We start from the raw sequence: 15,937 nt of genomic DNA, 5'->3' as shown, positions 1-15,937 counted from the left end.
CCGGTCCCTCGTCCACGGCCCGGGGTGCGGCGCTCACGGGAGGGTGAGCGAGCCGTCGGCCCGGGGCACGAGCCGGCCGGCCTCGAGCGCGCGGGTGAGCGCGGCCTCCAGCAGCGGCGTGAGGGACGGCGTCCGGCGGCGGTGGCCGAACACCTCCGCCGTCCGCAGGAACAGCTCGTCCGCGGCCAGCGCGCCACCGGCCCGGCACACCGCCGCCATCGCGTTGCCGACCTCCTCGGGCGCGACGTGCTCCAGCGGCCGCTCGGCGCTCGCCGCCTGCCGGCGGAAGCCGGTCCAGGTCGCGCGGTCCAGCGACGCCGGCCAGACGAACGCGCCGTCGACGGTGGCCGGGGGCAGCAGCCCCAGCAGCGCGTCGCGGCGGGCCCCGCCGACCCGGGACAGGCCGAAGGCGCCGGCGGCCAGCCGGACCAGCCGGTCCGCGTGCACCGGCCCCTCCGCCCGGAGCCCGGCGGCCACCACCCGCCGGACCGCCCGGGCGGCCCGCGGGTCGGCGAGCGAGTCGAGCACCGTGCGGTCGCCGGCGGGCTTCGGCGTCCACGGCACGAACGGCCGCTCGCCGTCCAGCGCGGGTGCGGGCGCCCGCCTCCTCGACGGCCGCCGCGCAGGCTCAGGCGCCGGCGCGACCGGGGCCTCGACCACGGCAGGCGCCGCGGCCCGCAGCGGAACGGCGACCCGGACCTCGGCGGCCGGCGGCTCGGCGGGGGCGGGGACCGGCGGCGCGGCGAGCACCGGCTCCTCGACCGCCGCCGCGAGGACCGGCACCGGAGCCGGCGCCGCGTCGACGGCGGCGACCAGCCGGTCGAGCACCGCCTCCCGGTCGCACAGCCAGGCGGGCAGCCACACCCGCTCGACCGCCGGCCAGCGCAGACCCCCGGAGAGCACCTCGACCGGCAGCCCGTCGCGGTCGCCGACCGTGCGGCGGGCGGCCCACGCCGGCCCGTCGAGCAGCACCGCGACCACCGGGGTGTCCGGAGCGTCGGGGCGGGCCAGCGACAGGTCGAGGCGGAACCGCGACAGGCCGACGTCGGTGCGCACCACCAGCCCGCGCTCGCGCAGCGCCGCCGCGACCTCCTCCCGGTGCGGGTCGGGGACGGCGGCCGGTCGGGCGTCCCCGGGCAGCGCGTCGCTGCCGAGCGCGGCCAGGTCGAGGTAGGCGCGCAGGTGCTTCACGCCCACCGAGGAGGTCTGCTCGGCGCGCAGCTGAGAGGGGTCGAACGAGGAGAAGACGACGACCTGCCGGCGGGCGCGGGTGACCGCGACGTTGAGCCGACGCTCCCCGCCCACCCGGTTGAGCGGCCCGAAGTGCAGTGGCAGGCGACCGCGGTCGTCCGCGCTGAACCCGGTGGAGAGCAGGACCACGTCGCGCTCGTCGCCCTGCACGTCGGCCACGGTCTTGACGAACAGCCCCGCGCCGTCGGTGCGGTCCAGCGCCTCGACCAGCCGCTCGTCGCCGGCGTCGTGCAGCAGGCCCTCGATGCAGGCCCGCTGCTGCGCGGTGAAGGTGACCACGCCGATCGACGGCAGTGCGGACGGCGCGGCGTCCACGGGCACCGCGTCGAAGCGGCGACGGACCTCCGCGACGACCGCCTTGGCCTCCATCGGGTTGGTGCGCAACAGCCGCCCGGCGCCGGTCCGGTGGAAGGTGCCCTCGACCCGCACCAGCGAGATGCCGCGGCCGTCGACGCCCGCCGTCGGGCGGCCGGCGGTCGGGGCCGGGAACGAGGAGAGCCGGTTGCCGTAGTAGGTGGCGTTGCTGAACGCGATGAGCGACTCGTCCTGGCTGCGGTAGTGCCACGACAGCTCCTGCCGGGGCACCTGCGCCCGCACGCACGCGGAGAGGATCGACTCCTCGTCCTCGACCGCGGTGCCCAGCCCGGCCGCGTCGTCCTCGGCCGCGCCGGACGACGGCTCGGTGGGCGACGTCGGCGGCATCTGCCGGCTGTCGCCGACGACCACGGCGGCGCGCGCCCGGCCCAGGGCGCCCACCGCGTCGGCCACCCGGATCTGCGAGGCCTCGTCGAAGACGACCAGGTCGAACAGGCCGACCTCGGCGGGGAGGAAGCGGGCCACCGACTCGGGGCTGGCCAGCACGCACGGCGTCACCGCGGTGACCAGGTCGCCGTGGCGGGCCAGCAGCCCGCGCACGCCCGGTCCGCGCCGGGACTCGACCAGCTCCCGCTGCAGCGCAGCGACCCGGTCGCCGCCGGCAGCGTCGACCGGCCGCGCGGCCAGCACCGCGGCGGGCAGCGCCGTGCGCAGGTGCTCGCGCACCGCCTTCGCGGCCGCGGTGAACCGGGCGATCGCCTGCTCGTGCGCCGCGGCGTCGAACGACTCCAGATCCGAGGCGCCTCGGCGCTCGGCCAGCGAGGCCAGCGCCATCCCGGACTCGAACGCGCGGACGGCGTCGTCGGCGGGCAGCTCGCCGCCGAGCAGCAGCGCCCGGGCCTCGTGCAGGCCGGCCGCGCGCAGCGGCTCGAGGGTGTCGACGAAGCCCGCCCAGCGGCGCAGTGACATCAGCCCGGTGTGCTCCACCCCGCGCTCCGGGCGGGTCATCTGCCAGCGCAGCACCAGCCCGTCGTCCCCGCACCACTGGGCCAGCCGGGCCGGGCTGCTGCGGCACACCCGCAGCAGCCCGGCGAGCGCGTCGCGCAGCCGGGCGACCACCGCGCCGGCCGAGGCGTCCGGGCCGGAGCCGGAGACGACCCAGCGGCGCAGCGCGACGGCGAACCGGCTGGCGCTGTCGGCGACGGCGCCGGCCCGCTCCAGCCACTCGACCTGGCCGACGAGCAGCTCGGGATCGGCCACCGGGTTCCAGCCGGCCGGCACCGCCAGGCCGGGGACCACCGAGGCGCGGGCGACGATGCCCTGCCCCGCGGTCTGCACCCGCCACAGCTGCGCGACCAGCTCGGGGACGTCGCCCAGCCGCACCGTGACCCCGGCCCGCAGCACCGGCCGCAGCCGGTCCCGAACGGCGCGCAGCCCCCGCCGGCGGGCCCACCAGCGGGCGGCCTGCGCGGTCTGCGCGGCGACGTACAGCTCGGCCAGCGGCAGCTCCAGCGCTGCGGCGGTGGCCCGCTCCAGCCCGGGGTGGACCGCGGCGGTGAACGCGGCGACCTCCCCGAGCACCGCCGTCGTCGCCGCGGCCCACCGCGCGGTCGGCACCTCGTCGAGCACGTCGAGGGTCGGAGCCGGGCCGGTGAGCAGGTGGGCGAGAGCGTCGAGGTCGGCCGGGGTGCGGACCTCGCGCAGCACGCCGGCCAGGTGCGGCTGCGCGGGCAGGTCGCGGACGGCCCGGTCGACGGCGGCCGCGGCCTGCCGCGCGGCCGGCAGGTCGACCTCGGCCGTGTCGACGAACGCCCACGCGTGCCGCGGGGAGGGGCGCACCAGGTCGGCGATGTCGGGCAGCAGCGCCAGCGCGCGGCGCACCGCGGTCACCGTCTCCGGGGAGGCGGCGGCCACGAACGCCGGCGGCAGCGGCAGCGGCGGGACGTCGTCGCGCACCGCGAGCACCGCCGTCCGCGCCGAGTGGTAGGACAGCCCGGCGGCGTTGCGTGCGTGCAGCCGGTCGGCGTAGCGGGTCAGGGTGCGGCGGGCCCGGCGCAGGTCCTCGCCGTCCGCCGCCAGACCGTGCCCGTCGACGGCGACCGCGTGCTCCAGCGCCGTCCCGATCCGGGCGCGGACGGCGGCGGCCCTGCGGCCCTCGCCGTGCAGGTCGAGCACGAACGGGCCCATGTCGACGGCCTCCAGCCGCCGGGCGACGACGTCCAGGGCCGCCCGCTTCTGCGCGACGAACAGCACCCGCTTGCCGTCGGCGACCGCCCGGGCGAGCAGGTTGGTGATGGTCTGCGACTTGCCGGTGCCCGGCGGCCCCTCGAGCACGAAGGTGCGTCCCGCCGCGGCCTCGGCGACCGCGCGCAGCTGGTAGGCGTCGGCCGGTAGCGGGCACCGTGCGGCGAGCTCGTCGAGGTCGGTGGCGGCCGCGGTGTCGGGTACGGGGTCGGCGAACGGCTCGGTCGGTGCGTGCACGAGGTGGTGCACCAGCGGGTTGGCGGTGAAGTCGGCCCAGTGCTCGTCGAGGTCCTCCCAGAGCCGGTACCCGGCGAACGGCAGGACGGCGAGGTCGGCGGTGGGCTCGACGCGGTGGGGGAGGCCGGCGTCGGCCAGGGCCTCCCGCACCAGCCGCAGCACGCGGTCGACGTCGGTGCCGGGGCCGTCCTCGGCGGGCCCGGTGAGCCCGGGCACGGTGAGGCCGTGCACCTGGCGCAGCTTCTCCAGCAGGCAGTGGTTGGGCGTGCCGGTGACGGTGTCGTCGAGGGTGAGCCGGTAGACGCCGGTGCGGCTGCTGGGGGTGAGGACGACCGGCAGCAGCACCAGCGGCGAGCGCAGCGGCCGGCCGTCGAGCTCCCAGAACAGGCTGCCCAGCGCCAGGTGCAGGGCGTTGGCGCCGGTCTCCTCGAGCACGGTCCTGGCCCGGTGCGCCAGCGTGCGCAGCCGGGGCAGGTAGCCGCCCTCGGTGACGTCGGCGTGCACCGTCCCGCGGTCGAGGAGGGCCTCGGCGGGCAGCTCGGCGGCCGACCGCACGCCCCGCTCGCGGTGGACGGCGGCGATGCGGTCGCTGGGCAGGAGGGAGACGGCGGTGCCGGTGCGCAGCAGGTCCTCGAGCGCGGCCAGGTGCGGAGGCGGGACGGCCAGCGGCAGGCCGGCGCGCTCGGTGAAGTCGATCAGCCGGTTGCGCAGGGAGAGGTCGAGCAGGTCGGCCTTCCACCGCTGCACGCGGGCCGGGGTCCCGGGATCCTCGGGTGCCGGGGTCGGCGTCCGCTGCACCGGGCCGGCGGCGACGCTGTGCACCGCCGGGTCGTACTCGACCACCTGCACCGCGCCGTCCCGCCCGCGGGTGCGGGCCGGCAGCGGCACGATGCCGTCGCGCCGCGCGCGGTGGACGTCGGTGACGCCGAGGACCCGGTCGAGGTCGCCGGCCAGCCAGGCGGTGCGGGCGGCCCCGTGCAGGTCGGCCCCGGTCGAGCCCCGGGTGGTGAGCAGCGTGGTCTCGACCAGCCGGATCGAGCCCCGGTCGACCAGGTCGACCAGCGGCGCGACGTCGGTGGTGGCGGCGCTCTCCGCGCCGCGCTCCTCGCGCCAGTAGCCGCAGAAGGCGTGTCCTGTCGCCCCCGTCCCGCCGGCTCCCTCGGTCAGCCACAGCAGCGGCCGGACGCCGGCCCGCTCCAGCGCCGCGGCCAGGGTGACCGCGGTGTCCAGGCAGGTGCCGACCCGCCCGTCGAGGACGTCGCCGGGGGTGCGCACCCGCTGCCCGACGTCGGCCCAGCCGGCCTGCGGCTCGGTGGCGCGGATCCGGCGACGGCGCACCGCCTCGCACACCGCGGCGACGATCTCGTCGACCCGCTCCGGGCCGGACCGGTGGCCCTGCACCGCCGCGCTGCCGGTCCGCTCTCCGAGCAGGGTGCTGACCTCGTCGACCAGCGCCCCGATCGACGGGTGGTGGGGCAGCACGTGCGCGGCGAGCACCTCCAGCGCGAGCGGGACCGGCGCGGCCAGCCACTGGTTGGCGGCCAGCACCTGCACCGGGACGGCGGTGCCGCCGACGTCCTCGCCGTCGACCAGCAGGTCGATCTCGATCGAGCCGGGCCGCTGCTCCTCGATCTGCAGCACCGCCGCCGGGTCCACGACCAGGCCGACGTCGCTGCGCACCGTCGTCTGCCCGGCGTCGAGGTCGACCGTCAGCTCGACCGGGCTGCCGATCGGGCCCTCCGTGTCGCGGACGCCGAGGCGCACCGTGGCGCCCCGGACCGGTCCGCCGTGGTTGGTGAACGCCAGCCGGGAGACCAGCGGCACCCGGTTGTGCGCCAGCGCGTAGCTGAGCACCGGCGTCGTCGTCGCCTGGATCGCCACGGCCGGCCGGGCGCTGGCGTCGGTCGGCCGCAGGTCCGGAGCGCTCATGCGCTCCTGTGTACCGGCCCGGTCGGACCGGTCCGATCAGGCTGCCGAGGCGTCTGGGACGGGTGGGACGGCTGCTGCCGGTCTGGCTCCGGAGCACCCCGGGCCGGTCCGCCGACCCGCTCAGAGGGTCTTCGGGTAGTACTCGCCCTCGCCGAGCTGGGCGAGGTCGGAGCGGAAGTCCGAGTCGAACGGCCAGTCGGCCTCCTCGCCCGCCACCGGGCCCTGCACGAACCGACCGATCGGGCCACCGACCCGCTCGTTGCTGACCAGCGACCACGCCTGCCGCTTGTAGGTCCAGTTGTCCGGCTGCAGCCGGTGGCTCGCGCGGAAGTGCGCGATCGCCAGGTCGCGCCGGCCGGTCCGCCACAGGTGGTCGGCCAGCTCGACGTGCGCCGCGGCCTCCGACGCCGCCGTCGACCGGGGTCGCGACCGGGCCACGACCTCGGCCGGGCTCAGCGCGTACGTGCTCTCGGCGCCGCGGGCCACCCAGTCGCGGACGGCGTCGGCGTAGGTGCCCCGGTGCTGCCCGGTGTTCAGGACGGCGCCCTGCTCCAGCGCCCCCTCCGGCGGCGGGGGTGCGTTCGGGGCCGGCCCGACCGCGGGGATCGTCTCGGCCATCCCGGGGGGCAGCCCCTCGCGGGAGCGGGGCCACCCCGGCTCGGGCGGGCGCACGACGACGCCGTCCTCGTCGATCCACACGACGCTCGGGACGTTGACCACGCCGAAGAGGGCGTCCACGCGGTGGGTCGGGTCCAGCAGCGACGGGTGCTCGGGGCGGGCCGCCTCGACGTGGGGCCGCGAGACCTCCGGGCCGGACAGCTCCAGCGACACGGTGACCACCTCCAGCCCGCGGGGGTGCAGCTCGGCGCGCAGCTCCTGCCACCCGGGCAGGTCGAAGGCGCAGCCCTAGTAGGGCGCCCAGGCGACCAGCAGCACCTTCTGGCCGCGCAGCGAGGAGAGCCGGAACTCGGTGCCGTCGATGTCGTCGAGGACCAGCTCCGGCGCCTCGGCGCTGGTCAGCGCCCGGTCACCGAGCGTCGCCGGGCCGAGCGCCCACAGCCCGGCCGCCTCGTCGCGGACCAGCGCCATCCGCAGCCGCTCAGCGGTGGCGACCAGGTCGAAGCCGCCCGGTGTACCCAGCGGCACGCAGACCTCGGCGCGACAGGCGCCCTCCGGCTTGATCTGCCAGCCGGTGCCGGCGGCGAACCGCTCCGGCGCGACGTCGAGCGAGTCGAGGATCACGGCGGCACGGTAGCCCGCTCCCGGCCCGGCCGGTCCCTGTGCGGTTGCCCCGCCGCCCGCGGCGTCGCAGGTTGCTCCCGTGAGCACAGCGCAGCGGCGGGAGTCGGGACTGGTGGTCGAGGACCGCGGGCACGTGCGCGTGCTCACCCTCGACCGACCCGAGCGGCGCAACGCGCTCTCCTCCGCGCTGCAGGCCGACCTGGTCGAGGAGCTGCTGCGCTGCGCCGAGGACGACGACGTCCGTGCGGTCGTGCTCGCCGGCACCGGCCCGGCCTTCTGCGCCGGCTTCGACCTGCACGAGATCCGCGAGGCCGACCGCCGCGGCGAGCGGTTCCGCCCGCCGATGGACCGGCCCGGACGCACCGTCTTCGAGGTGCTCACCCAGACGCCGGTACCGGTCGTCGCCGCGATCGCCGGCGCCGCGGTCGCCGGCGGGTTCGAGCTGGCGCTCGCCTGCGACCTGCGGGTGGCCGCCCCCGGCGTCCCCATGGGCCTGCCCGAGGCCACGATCGGCATGGGTGCCAACTTCGGCTCCGTCGTCCTGCCCAAGCGCATCCCCATGGGCATCGCGCTGGAGCTGCTCTACACCGGCGAGTACGTGACCAGCGAGGTCGCCGAACGCTGGGGCCTGGTCAACCGCCTCGTCCCGGCGGACGACGTCCTGCCCACCGCGCTGCGACTGGCCGAGGCGATCGCCGCCAACGCGCCCATCTCGGTCCGCCGGATGAAGGAGACCGCGGTCAAGGCGCTCGAGCTGCCGCTGTGGCAGGCCCTGCGCCTGGACGTCGGCCCCAACCCCTACCTGTCCGAGGACCGCCGGGAGGGCATCGCCGCCCGGCTGGAGAAGCGCCCGCCGCGGTGGCGTGGGCGCTAGGTCCGCCGCCGGCGCCGCACCCGCCGGCCACTCGAGGTGCACCGGGAGGGCTCACCCGGCTGGCGCGACCGGTTGGGCGCCACGGTCTCGAGCGCACGAACGACAGGCACGCAGTGACGACACGCCCGCCGACCACCCGAGAGCGGTCGACCGGGACCGGGCGGCGTCCGTGGGCGCCGGGTGGCCGTCCGGTCCGCTCCCAGCCGCAGGTGTCCGAGGGGATCCCGTTCCGTAGCGGCTGGTCACGACGGCGGACCAGGGAACGGGTTGGCGTCGGCGCTCCCCTCCGACCCAGGCGGTCCCGGTCGGATCACGGGCCCCGCCGGACGTCCCTGTGAGCGGGCTCACTGCTGGCCGGCCGCTTGCTACGGCTAGCGAGAGGGCACCGTAGAGGGGGTCCGGCCCGTGAGCCGGCACGTCCGACGCCGGCTGTGCCGGCATGGGTCCCGGTCCTCGGAGGGCCGGAGACGGACGCTGATCGCGGGAGGCCGCCCCCGTGCTGCCGCCCGCCACGACGAGAGGCCAGTTCCGACGATGGCGCAGTCGAACACCACGAACACCGAGACCACGAACGACACCGAGACCACCGCGACGGTCGCGGTGACCGTCGAGCGGGGCGACCGCGGACCCAAGGGCCCGACCGGCCCGGTCGGCCCCGCAGGCGAGCGGGGCGACCGCGGACCCAAGGGCCCGGTCGGCCCGGTCGGTCCCGCGGGCGAGCGCGGCGACAAGGGCCCGGTCGGGCCGGTCGGCCCGGTGGGCCCCGTGGGCGAGCGTGGCGACAAGGGCCCGACCGGCCCGGTCGGTCCGGTCGGCCCGGTGGGCGAGCGCGGCCCCAGGGGCGCGGTCGGCCCGGTCGGCCCGGTGGGCGAGCGCGGCGACAAGGGCCCGGTCGGCCCGGTGGGCCCCGTGGGCGAGCGCGGCCCCAGGGGCGCGGTCGGTCTTCGGGGCGAGCAGGGTCCGCGGGGCGAGCAGGGTCCGCGGGGCGAGCAGGGCCCCGAGGGCGAGACCGGTCCGCAGGGCGAGCGCGGGCTCCCCGGCTCCACCGGTCGGCCCGGCGAGCAGGGGCCGCAGGGCCTGCCCGGGCTGGCCGGCGAGCGGGGTCCGCAGGGTCCGGTCGGCGAGCAGGGTCCGGTCGGCGAGCAGGGGCCCCAGGGCGCGCAGGGCCTGCCCGGCGCCCAGGGTCCGCGCGGTGTGATCGGCGAGACCGGCGAGGCCGGTGAGAAGGGCCCGCGCGGCCTCCAGGGCGAGCAGGGCGAGCTCGGTGAGCGGGGCGAGCCCGGCGTCCGCGGCCTCCAGGGGCCGCAGGGTGTGCAGGGCCCGGCCGGTCCCGCCGGCCCGGTCGGACTGCCCGGTGTACAGGGTCCGCAGGGCCCGTCCGGCCCGGCCTGGCTCTACCAGCCCAGCGCCGCCGAGCTCGCCGCGAAGGTCAAGCAGGCGGCGTTGGACGTCTCGCCGCGCACCCTGCTCGACCCGCGGGTGGGCGTCCGCTACGTCACCACGCTGGCGTCCCGGCTGGTGAAGCTGCAGGGCGGCCTGTTCCTGCGTGCCATCGTCGACACCGACGCCGCGGCGAACAACCAGCCGGCCGCCGACCTGTCCAACGTGCGGTCCATCGCCTGATGGAACCGTGCACCTGACAGGACGGTGCCTCTGACAGGGCACCGCGATGGGGGCACCTCGTACCGCTGCGGCGGAACGAGGTGCCCCTGCTGTCGGGGGCACAGACCGACGGTCCCAGCGGCCGGCCGGTGTCCGGACGAGCCGACCGCGGCCAGGAGCGACGTGGCCGGAGCTCCGCCCGGACCAGGAACTCGTGCACACGGATGCTGGCCCGCGAGGTCACCGGCCCGCGACGTCATCCGCGGACAGCGTCATCCGCGGACAGCGGCTCGAGCGGTCGCCCCTCGAGCGGTCACCCCAGGGGAGGGGGTGTCACCGGGGCCGGTCGTCGTCCCCGCCTGGTGCGTCCCGGTCCCGCAGCTGCGCCAGGTACCGCCTCGCCGGGCCCCAGCGCTCGACGTGCGCCAGCCGCCGCCGCTCCAGCTCGGCGAGCCGGCTCTCGGGCGCGGCCACCACGAGGGAGTCCGCGGAGCGCTCCCAGACGTCGAGCCCGAGCGGCATGCCGAGCAGCCCCGCGACGCTGCCGCCGGCCGCCGGCGTCACGCGGGCGACCACCTGTTCCTCACCCGCGGCCACGCGCGCCGTCCTGCGGCCGCTCGAGGACGCGCCGGAGGAACTCCATGGCGGCGGGTCGGTTCTCCTCCCAGCAGGGCTCGATCTGGTCGGCCGGCAGGACGAACCCGCCCTGCTGCGCGGAGGCCGGTCGCAGCTCCACCGTGATCGACGGCGCGTCGTACTCGCCGTAGGACCAGTCGGTGGTGTCCCCGGCCGTCGGGTACAGCTGCGACGCCTGCTCGGCGGTGTAGGTCGCCCCGTGCACCTCCCCGATCAGCCGCTGCATCTGCTCCGCCAGGTCGCGCATCTCGCGCAGGTCGGCGTCGTCCTCGACCGGGTCGGACGTGTAGCCCCACGGGTAGAGCACCAGCTGCGAGTAGCTGTGGTAGGTCAGGACGCCGCCGACCAGCTCGCGGGCGACCAGGTCCCGCACCGCGCGCACCTCCGGCTCGGAGAAGGCCCGCGGGCCGACGTAGGTCGCGTCCGACGGGACGTGGCTGGAGGTGTTCACGTCCAGCGTGCCCCACATGTAGCCGTAGTTGCGGTTCGGGTCGACGCCGGTGCTGCCGTCCCGGTTGCGGCGCCGGTTCTTGCGCCACAGCCGGTCGGTGGTGCGCGTGTACTCGTGCCCGTCCGGGTTGACCATCGGGGCCACCCACACCTCGCCCTGCTGCAGCCAGCTCTGCACCGGGTCCGACGCGGAGCTCTCGAGCAGGTGCTCGGCCAGCCGGTACGGGACCTCGACGGAGATCCACTCCCGGGCGTGGTGGCAGCCGAGGACGGCCGCCTTGCGGTCGCTGCCGCGGCGCTCGCCGATGCGCAGGGCCCAGATCGGCCGGTCCTCGACGCTGCGGCCGATCCCGTGCAGCTCGGCGATCTCCGGGTGCTGCTCGGCCAGGCGCCGCAGGTCCTGCTCCAGGCTCATCACCGTGTGGTAGCCGGCCACCGCGGCGTCGGTGGCGAAGGTCCTCAGGTACGGCTCGGTCATCTGCAGCTGCTCGACGCCGTACCCCATCGCCTCCAGCCGGGCGGCCTGGGCCTCGTCGGCCTGCAGCACCAGGTGGTCGGGCCCGACCTCCCACACGTCCAGCCCGAGGGGGGCGGTGAGCAACCGTGCCAGCGGGGCCCGGGTGCCGGTCGACGTGACCCTCGCGATCAAGCCCGCCATCGGTCCTCCTGCCCTCGGGCGGCCCGGGACGCAGCCCGGCGTCCCCCGCCGCACCGAGGGTGTGCCCGACCGCCCGGATCGGCAAGCAGCCGCGGCGACGCGACCACCGCGGACGTGATCCTTGCCACAACCAATCCGTCGACCTAGCCTCCTGGGATCCCAGGTCGACCCGGCGAAGGGCGAGGCGCATGGACGGCACGGCACACGGCGCCACGGTGGCGGGAGGAGCGGACGGCGAGGGGACCGGCAACCGCGCGTTCGAGCTCGAGACGCACGGCATCGACCACATCCCGGAGGCAGCCCGCCGCAGCCGGCCCTTCGACCTCTTCTGGATCTGGTTCGGCGCCAACGTGATCTTCACGTACGTCATCGACGGCGCCATCATCGTCGGCTTCGGACTGAGCTTCTGGCCCGCGGTGGCCGTCGTGCTCGTCGGCAACCTCTTCTACGTGCTCGTCGGGCTCGCCTCGATCCCCGGCGCCCGTGCCGGCACGGCGACCCTGGTCGTCTCGCGCAGCGCCTTCGGGGTGCTCGGGAACGCCCCCGCGGCGCTGTTCAGCTGGCTGACCGCGGTCGGCTGGGAGGCGGTCAACATCGTCATCGGCGCGCTGTCGCTGGTGGCGATCTTCCAGGAGCTCGGAGCGGGGGACGGCGCCGGCTGGAAGGCGCTGGCTCTCGTGGTGATCATCGTGCTGACCTTCGGCGTCGCCGTCCTCGGCCACGCGACGATCACCGTGCTGAACAAGTTCTTCTCCTGGGCCCTCGGCATCGGCACCGTCGTCCTCGGGGTCCTGGTCCTGCCGCAGACGGACCTGGACGCCCGCCCGGCGCTCGCCGCGCCGACCTACGGCGGCGCCTTCCTGCTCGCCCTCGTCGTGATGGCCGCGGCCCCGTTCTCCTGGGTCAACACCGGGGCCGACTACTCCCGGTACCTGCCCCGTCGCACCGCCGGCTCCAGGATCACGCTGTGGACGGCGCTCGGCGGCGCGATCCCGGCCGTGGTCATCACCGTCTTCGGCGTCGCCGCCGCCACCGCGACCGACATGACCGACCCGGTCGCCGGGCTGCAGGCCATCCTGCCGACCTGGTTCTTCGTGACCTACCTCGCCGTGATCGTCGGTGGCACGATCACCAACAACTTCCTCAACACCTACTCGTCCGGCATGAGCCTGCTGGCCATGGGGCTGAAGGCCAAGCGCTGGCAGGCGGTGCTCGTGGACGCGACGATCGGCACGGCCCTGTCGGTCTACGCGCTGTTCGTCTTCGACTTCACCAACTCCTTCATCAGCTTCCTGTCGCTGATGGTGCTGTGGATCGCTCCCTGGTGCGGCATCTACCTCGCCGACCTGCTGCTGCGACGCGGGCGCTACGACGTGGCCGCGCTGTTCCGTCGCGGCGGTGGCGCGTACTGGTACCACCGCGGGGTGAACCCGGTCGCGCTGTCCTGGTTCGTCGCCGGCATCGTGCTGGCCGCGCTGTTCGCCAACAGCGCGCTCTACCAGGGGCCGCTCACCGGGCTGGTCGGCGGCGGGGACGTCTCCGTCTACGTGGGCTTCGCCGTCGGACTGATCGGCTACTACGTCACCATGCGCAGGCGCGTCGGGCCCGCACCGGAGTCGGCCGCGGACCCCGCGCTGGTCCAGGCGGAGGACGGCGAGGTGCTCGCCGGTGACGCCACTGCCGTCACCGCGCCGCGGGCCGGCGCCGTCACCGACGAGACCACGCCGGCATGACCGCGCTGATCGAGGTCGGCGGGGACGAGGACTGGGGGGACGTCCACCCCCGGAAGTCGTGGTTCGACGTCCGGCCGCTGGCCGACGGCGTCGTCCTCATCGCCGAGCCGGGCCACGTCAACAACTTCCTGGTCGTCGGCGACGACCGGGCGGTGCTGCTCGACACCGGGCTCGGCGTGGCCGACATCAGGTCGGTCGCCGAGCGGCTGGCCGGCAAGCCGCTGTCGGTCGTCAACTCCCACCACCACTTCGACCACTCCGGCGGGAACCGGCTGTTCGACGACATCGCCATCCACCGCTCCGGGGCCGAACTGCTCGCGCAGCCGGCCCCGGAGGGGCTGGCCGAGGGCTACATGGCCTACACCCGGCGGCTGATCGAGTCCTGGCGCACCTACAAGGAGCTCGACGACAGCTACTTCCACCTGGTCACCGCCGACACGCTGGTCCGGCCGCTGCCCGAGGGGTTCGACCCGGCGTCCTACGAGATCGTGCCGACCCGGGCGACGACGCTGCTCGACGACGGTGACGAGATCGACCTCGGCGGCCGGGTGCTGCGGGTGGTGCACACCCCCGGTCACTCGCCGGACAGCATCTGCCTGCTCGAGGAGCGCACCGGCCTGCTGTTCGGCGGGGACACCGTCAACACGGGGCCGATCTACGCGCAGCTGGAGGACTCCGACGTGGCCGCGTTCGCCCGCTCGACGCGCCGGCTGGCCGACCTCGGGGACGCCGTGGCGCGGGTGTTCGTCTGCCACTTCATGCGGGTCGACAACCCGCCGGCGCTGCTGCGCGAGATCGCCGACGGGTTCGAGCGGCTGGTGGAGGGCACCGCGCCGTTCCGGGACAACGCCGACTGCCTCGGCTACCCGGTGAAGGAGGCGTGCTTCGAGCACTTCTCGGTCTTCGTGGCCGGGGAGGCCGGCGGCACGCCGGTCTGAGCGGGGGATCGTGCCGAGCGTGCCCGACCCGCGGCCGGAGCAGGTGCGCCGGTTCTTCGCGCGCGCCGGCCAGCTGGACCGGCACAGCCCGGTCCCGCTGTACTACCAGCTGCAGGAGCTGCTCAAGGAGGACATCGACGCCGGCCACTGGCAGCCCGGCGCGATCCTGCCCTCGGAGGCGGAGCTCGAGGCGGCGTTCGGGGTCAGCCGCACGGTGATCCGCAAGGCGCTCGACGTGCTCGAGGCCGACGGACAGGTGGTGCGCCAGAAGGGCCGCGGCACCGTCGTCGCCCCGCCGAAGCTGCTGTACGACGCCGTCGCCGCGGCGCAGGAGTGGCGGTCCGGGGACCTGTCGCGGCGCCCGGTGCTCGCGCGGGTCGTCGACGTCCGGGTGGTCGTGGCCGGCGGCAACCTGGGCACGCTGCTCGGGGTGCCGCCGGACGCGCGGCTGTTCGAGATCACCGCGGTCGCGGCCGTGGACTCACCGGTGTCGCTGACCCAGGCCTACGTGCCCACCGGCGCCTCCCCGCAGCTGGCGGCCGCCGCGGAGGCCCCGGCCGCACTGCCGTTGGAGATCGGCGGCCCGGAGCTGTTGCACCAGCTGGCCACCCGCTGCGGCCTGCCGTTGCAGCGCTCCGACCTGAGCATCGAGACGACGACGGCGAACGAGTTCGAGTGCGCCACGCTCGGCGTCCGCGGCGGCGCGACCATGGCGCTGGTCAGCACCGTGCTGCGCGGCCCGGACGACGCGCCGCTGGGGTTCCTGCGCTCCGTGGTCCGCAGCGACCACTTCCGGTTCGCCGTCAGCGTGCTGCACGAGGCCGGGACTCCCGCCGCGCACGGCGCTAGCCGGCCGCAGGCCCCACCCACCTGAGCCGGGGGAGCGGCGCTCGGGCAGGCCGGCCGGTCACCCCGAGAAGCGCCGCTCCAGCTCCTGCACCTCGGGCAGGCCGATCAGGTCGGTGAACTCGCCGAACGTGGGCAGCCCGTCGAGCGAAGGGACCCCGTCGCGCCGCAGCGTGGCCAGCAGCGCGCGCATCCCCGCTGTCGCCGCCAGCAGGGTGCCGATCGGGTAGATCACCAGGGCGAAGCCGAGCTCGGCCATCCGCTCCAGCGGCAACGGGGGAGTGCGCCCGCCCTCGGCCCAGTTGAACACCAGCGGCGCGACGCCGGAGAGTTCCTCCGCCACCCGCTCGACATCGGCCTCCGACGTCGGCGCCTCGACGAAGAGCAGGTCGGCGCCGGCCTCGGCGTAGGCCCGGGCCCGCGCGAGGGCGTCGTCGACCCCGGTCACGGCCACGGCGTCGGTGCGGGCGACGAGCACCAGGTCGGGGTCGCGGCGGGCGGCGACGGCGGCCCGCACCTTGCCGACCATCTCGTCGGCCCCGATCAGCGCCTTGCCGCTCATGTGCCCGCACCTCTTGGGCATCACCTGGTCCTCGAGCTGGATGCCCGCCACCCCGGCCTGCTCGTACAGCTGCACGGTGCGGACGACGTTGACCGCGTTGCCGTAACCGGTGTCGGCGTCGGCGATCACCGGGACGTCGACGGCCGCGGCGATCCGGCGGGCGTTGTCGGCCATCTCCGCGCCGCCGAGCAGCCCGACGTCGGGGCGGCCGATGAGCGAGGCCGTCGTCCCGAAGCCGGTCATGTAGACGGCGTCGAAGCCGGCCCGCTCCACCAGCCGGGCCGACAGGGCGTCGTACGCGCCGGGCGCGACCAGCGGCCGGGGCGCGGCCAGCAGTTCGCGCAGCCGGGTGCGGGGGGTGCGGCCGTCTCCCAGCAGGTCTCCCACGCCGCCTCCTCGGTTGTATGCAGTGACGCCGTC

The 15,937-nt window shown here is 76.3% G+C and carries 9 protein-coding genes and 1 pseudogene; 5 read left to right on the top strand and 5 right to left on the bottom strand.

Translation table 11 applies throughout. The features are described 5' to 3' along the window. Positions 1–33: 33 nt before the first annotated feature. Positions 34–5,976, bottom strand: a complete 5,943-nt coding sequence (locus DQ238_RS11145; RefSeq protein WP_113781345.1) for a DUF3320 domain-containing protein — start codon at positions 5,974–5,976, stop codon at positions 34–36. A gap of 120 nt (positions 5,977–6,096) precedes the next feature. Next, positions 6,097–7,218: pseudogene (locus DQ238_RS24235) on the bottom strand (ResA-like WAxxUGC motif-containing protein). A gap of 79 nt (positions 7,219–7,297) precedes the next feature. Between DQ238_RS24235 and DQ238_RS11130 the strand changes: the two are divergent. Together DQ238_RS11130 and DQ238_RS24230 are read left to right on the top strand one after the other, a co-directional pair. Then, on the top strand, positions 7,298–8,092 hold the full coding sequence (locus tag DQ238_RS11130; protein ID WP_113781342.1) for an enoyl-CoA hydratase/isomerase family protein: 795 nt from the start codon (positions 7,298–7,300) through the stop codon (positions 8,090–8,092). Between the two features lie 534 nt (positions 8,093–8,626). Then, complete coding sequence (locus DQ238_RS24230; RefSeq protein ID WP_147263051.1) at positions 8,627–9,715, top strand: collagen-like protein; 1,089 nt, start codon at positions 8,627–8,629, stop codon at positions 9,713–9,715. Between the two features lie 312 nt (positions 9,716–10,027). Here DQ238_RS24230 and DQ238_RS11120 read toward each other — a convergent pair whose 3' ends face one another. After that, positions 10,028–10,291, bottom strand: a complete 264-nt coding sequence (locus DQ238_RS11120) for a hypothetical protein (protein ID WP_199506277.1) — start codon at positions 10,289–10,291, stop codon at positions 10,028–10,030. Continuing rightward, positions 10,278–11,438, bottom strand: coding sequence for a M14 family metallopeptidase (locus tag DQ238_RS11115; protein ID WP_113781341.1), 1,161 nt, complete (start codon positions 11,436–11,438; stop codon positions 10,278–10,280). Before DQ238_RS11115 ends, DQ238_RS11120 begins: the two co-directional genes overlap by 14 nt. A gap of 188 nt (positions 11,439–11,626) precedes the next feature. Between DQ238_RS11115 and DQ238_RS11110 the strand changes: the two genes are divergently transcribed. From DQ238_RS11110 to DQ238_RS11100, 3 genes are read left to right on the top strand one after another with little or no spacing between them, the layout of a single operon-like run. Further along, positions 11,627–13,171 carry a cytosine permease gene (locus DQ238_RS11110; RefSeq protein WP_113781340.1) on the top strand — a complete coding sequence of 515 codons (1,545 nt, stop codon included), beginning with the start codon at positions 11,627–11,629 and terminating at the stop codon, positions 13,169–13,171. Then, positions 13,168–14,109 carry an MBL fold metallo-hydrolase gene (locus DQ238_RS11105; protein WP_113781339.1) on the top strand — a complete coding sequence of 314 codons (942 nt, stop codon included), beginning with the start codon at positions 13,168–13,170 and terminating at the stop codon, positions 14,107–14,109. The genes DQ238_RS11110 and DQ238_RS11105 overlap by 4 nt, the downstream gene beginning before the upstream one ends. 19 nt (positions 14,110–14,128) lie before the next feature. Beyond that, complete coding sequence (locus tag DQ238_RS11100) at positions 14,129–14,983, top strand: GntR family transcriptional regulator (protein WP_147263050.1); 855 nt, start codon at positions 14,129–14,131, stop codon at positions 14,981–14,983. Positions 14,984–15,016: 33 nt separating this feature from the next. Here DQ238_RS11100 and DQ238_RS11095 read toward each other — a convergent pair whose 3' ends face one another. Beyond that, the gene (locus DQ238_RS11095; protein WP_199506276.1) at positions 15,017–15,904 is read right to left on the bottom strand and encodes an oxaloacetate decarboxylase; all 888 of its coding nucleotides are present in this window, start codon (positions 15,902–15,904) and stop codon (positions 15,017–15,019) included. Between the last annotated feature and the right edge of the window lie 33 nt (positions 15,905–15,937).

It is taken from the genome of Geodermatophilus sp. TF02-6 (assembly GCF_003319115.1).
In the GTDB taxonomy this organism is placed as follows: Bacteria; Actinomycetota; Actinomycetes; order Mycobacteriales; family Geodermatophilaceae; genus Geodermatophilus.
The sequence above is the reverse complement of the archived record's forward strand: the minus strand, read 5'-3'. Positions and strand labels throughout refer to the sequence as shown.

Coding starts and splice junctions, on each gene's coding strand:
- DQ238_RS11145 (WP_113781345.1), bottom strand. CDS start 5,976: ATGAGCGCTCCGGACCTGCGGCCGACCGACGCCAGCGCCCGGCCGGCC.
- DQ238_RS24230 (WP_147263051.1), top strand. CDS start 8,627: ATGGCGCAGTCGAACACCACGAACACCGAGACCACGAACGACACCGAG.
- DQ238_RS11115 (WP_113781341.1), bottom strand. CDS start 11,438: ATGGCGGGCTTGATCGCGAGGGTCACGTCGACCGGCACCCGGGCCCCG.
- DQ238_RS11110 (WP_113781340.1), top strand. CDS start 11,627: ATGGACGGCACGGCACACGGCGCCACGGTGGCGGGAGGAGCGGACGGC.
- DQ238_RS11105 (WP_113781339.1), top strand. CDS start 13,168: ATGACCGCGCTGATCGAGGTCGGCGGGGACGAGGACTGGGGGGACGTC.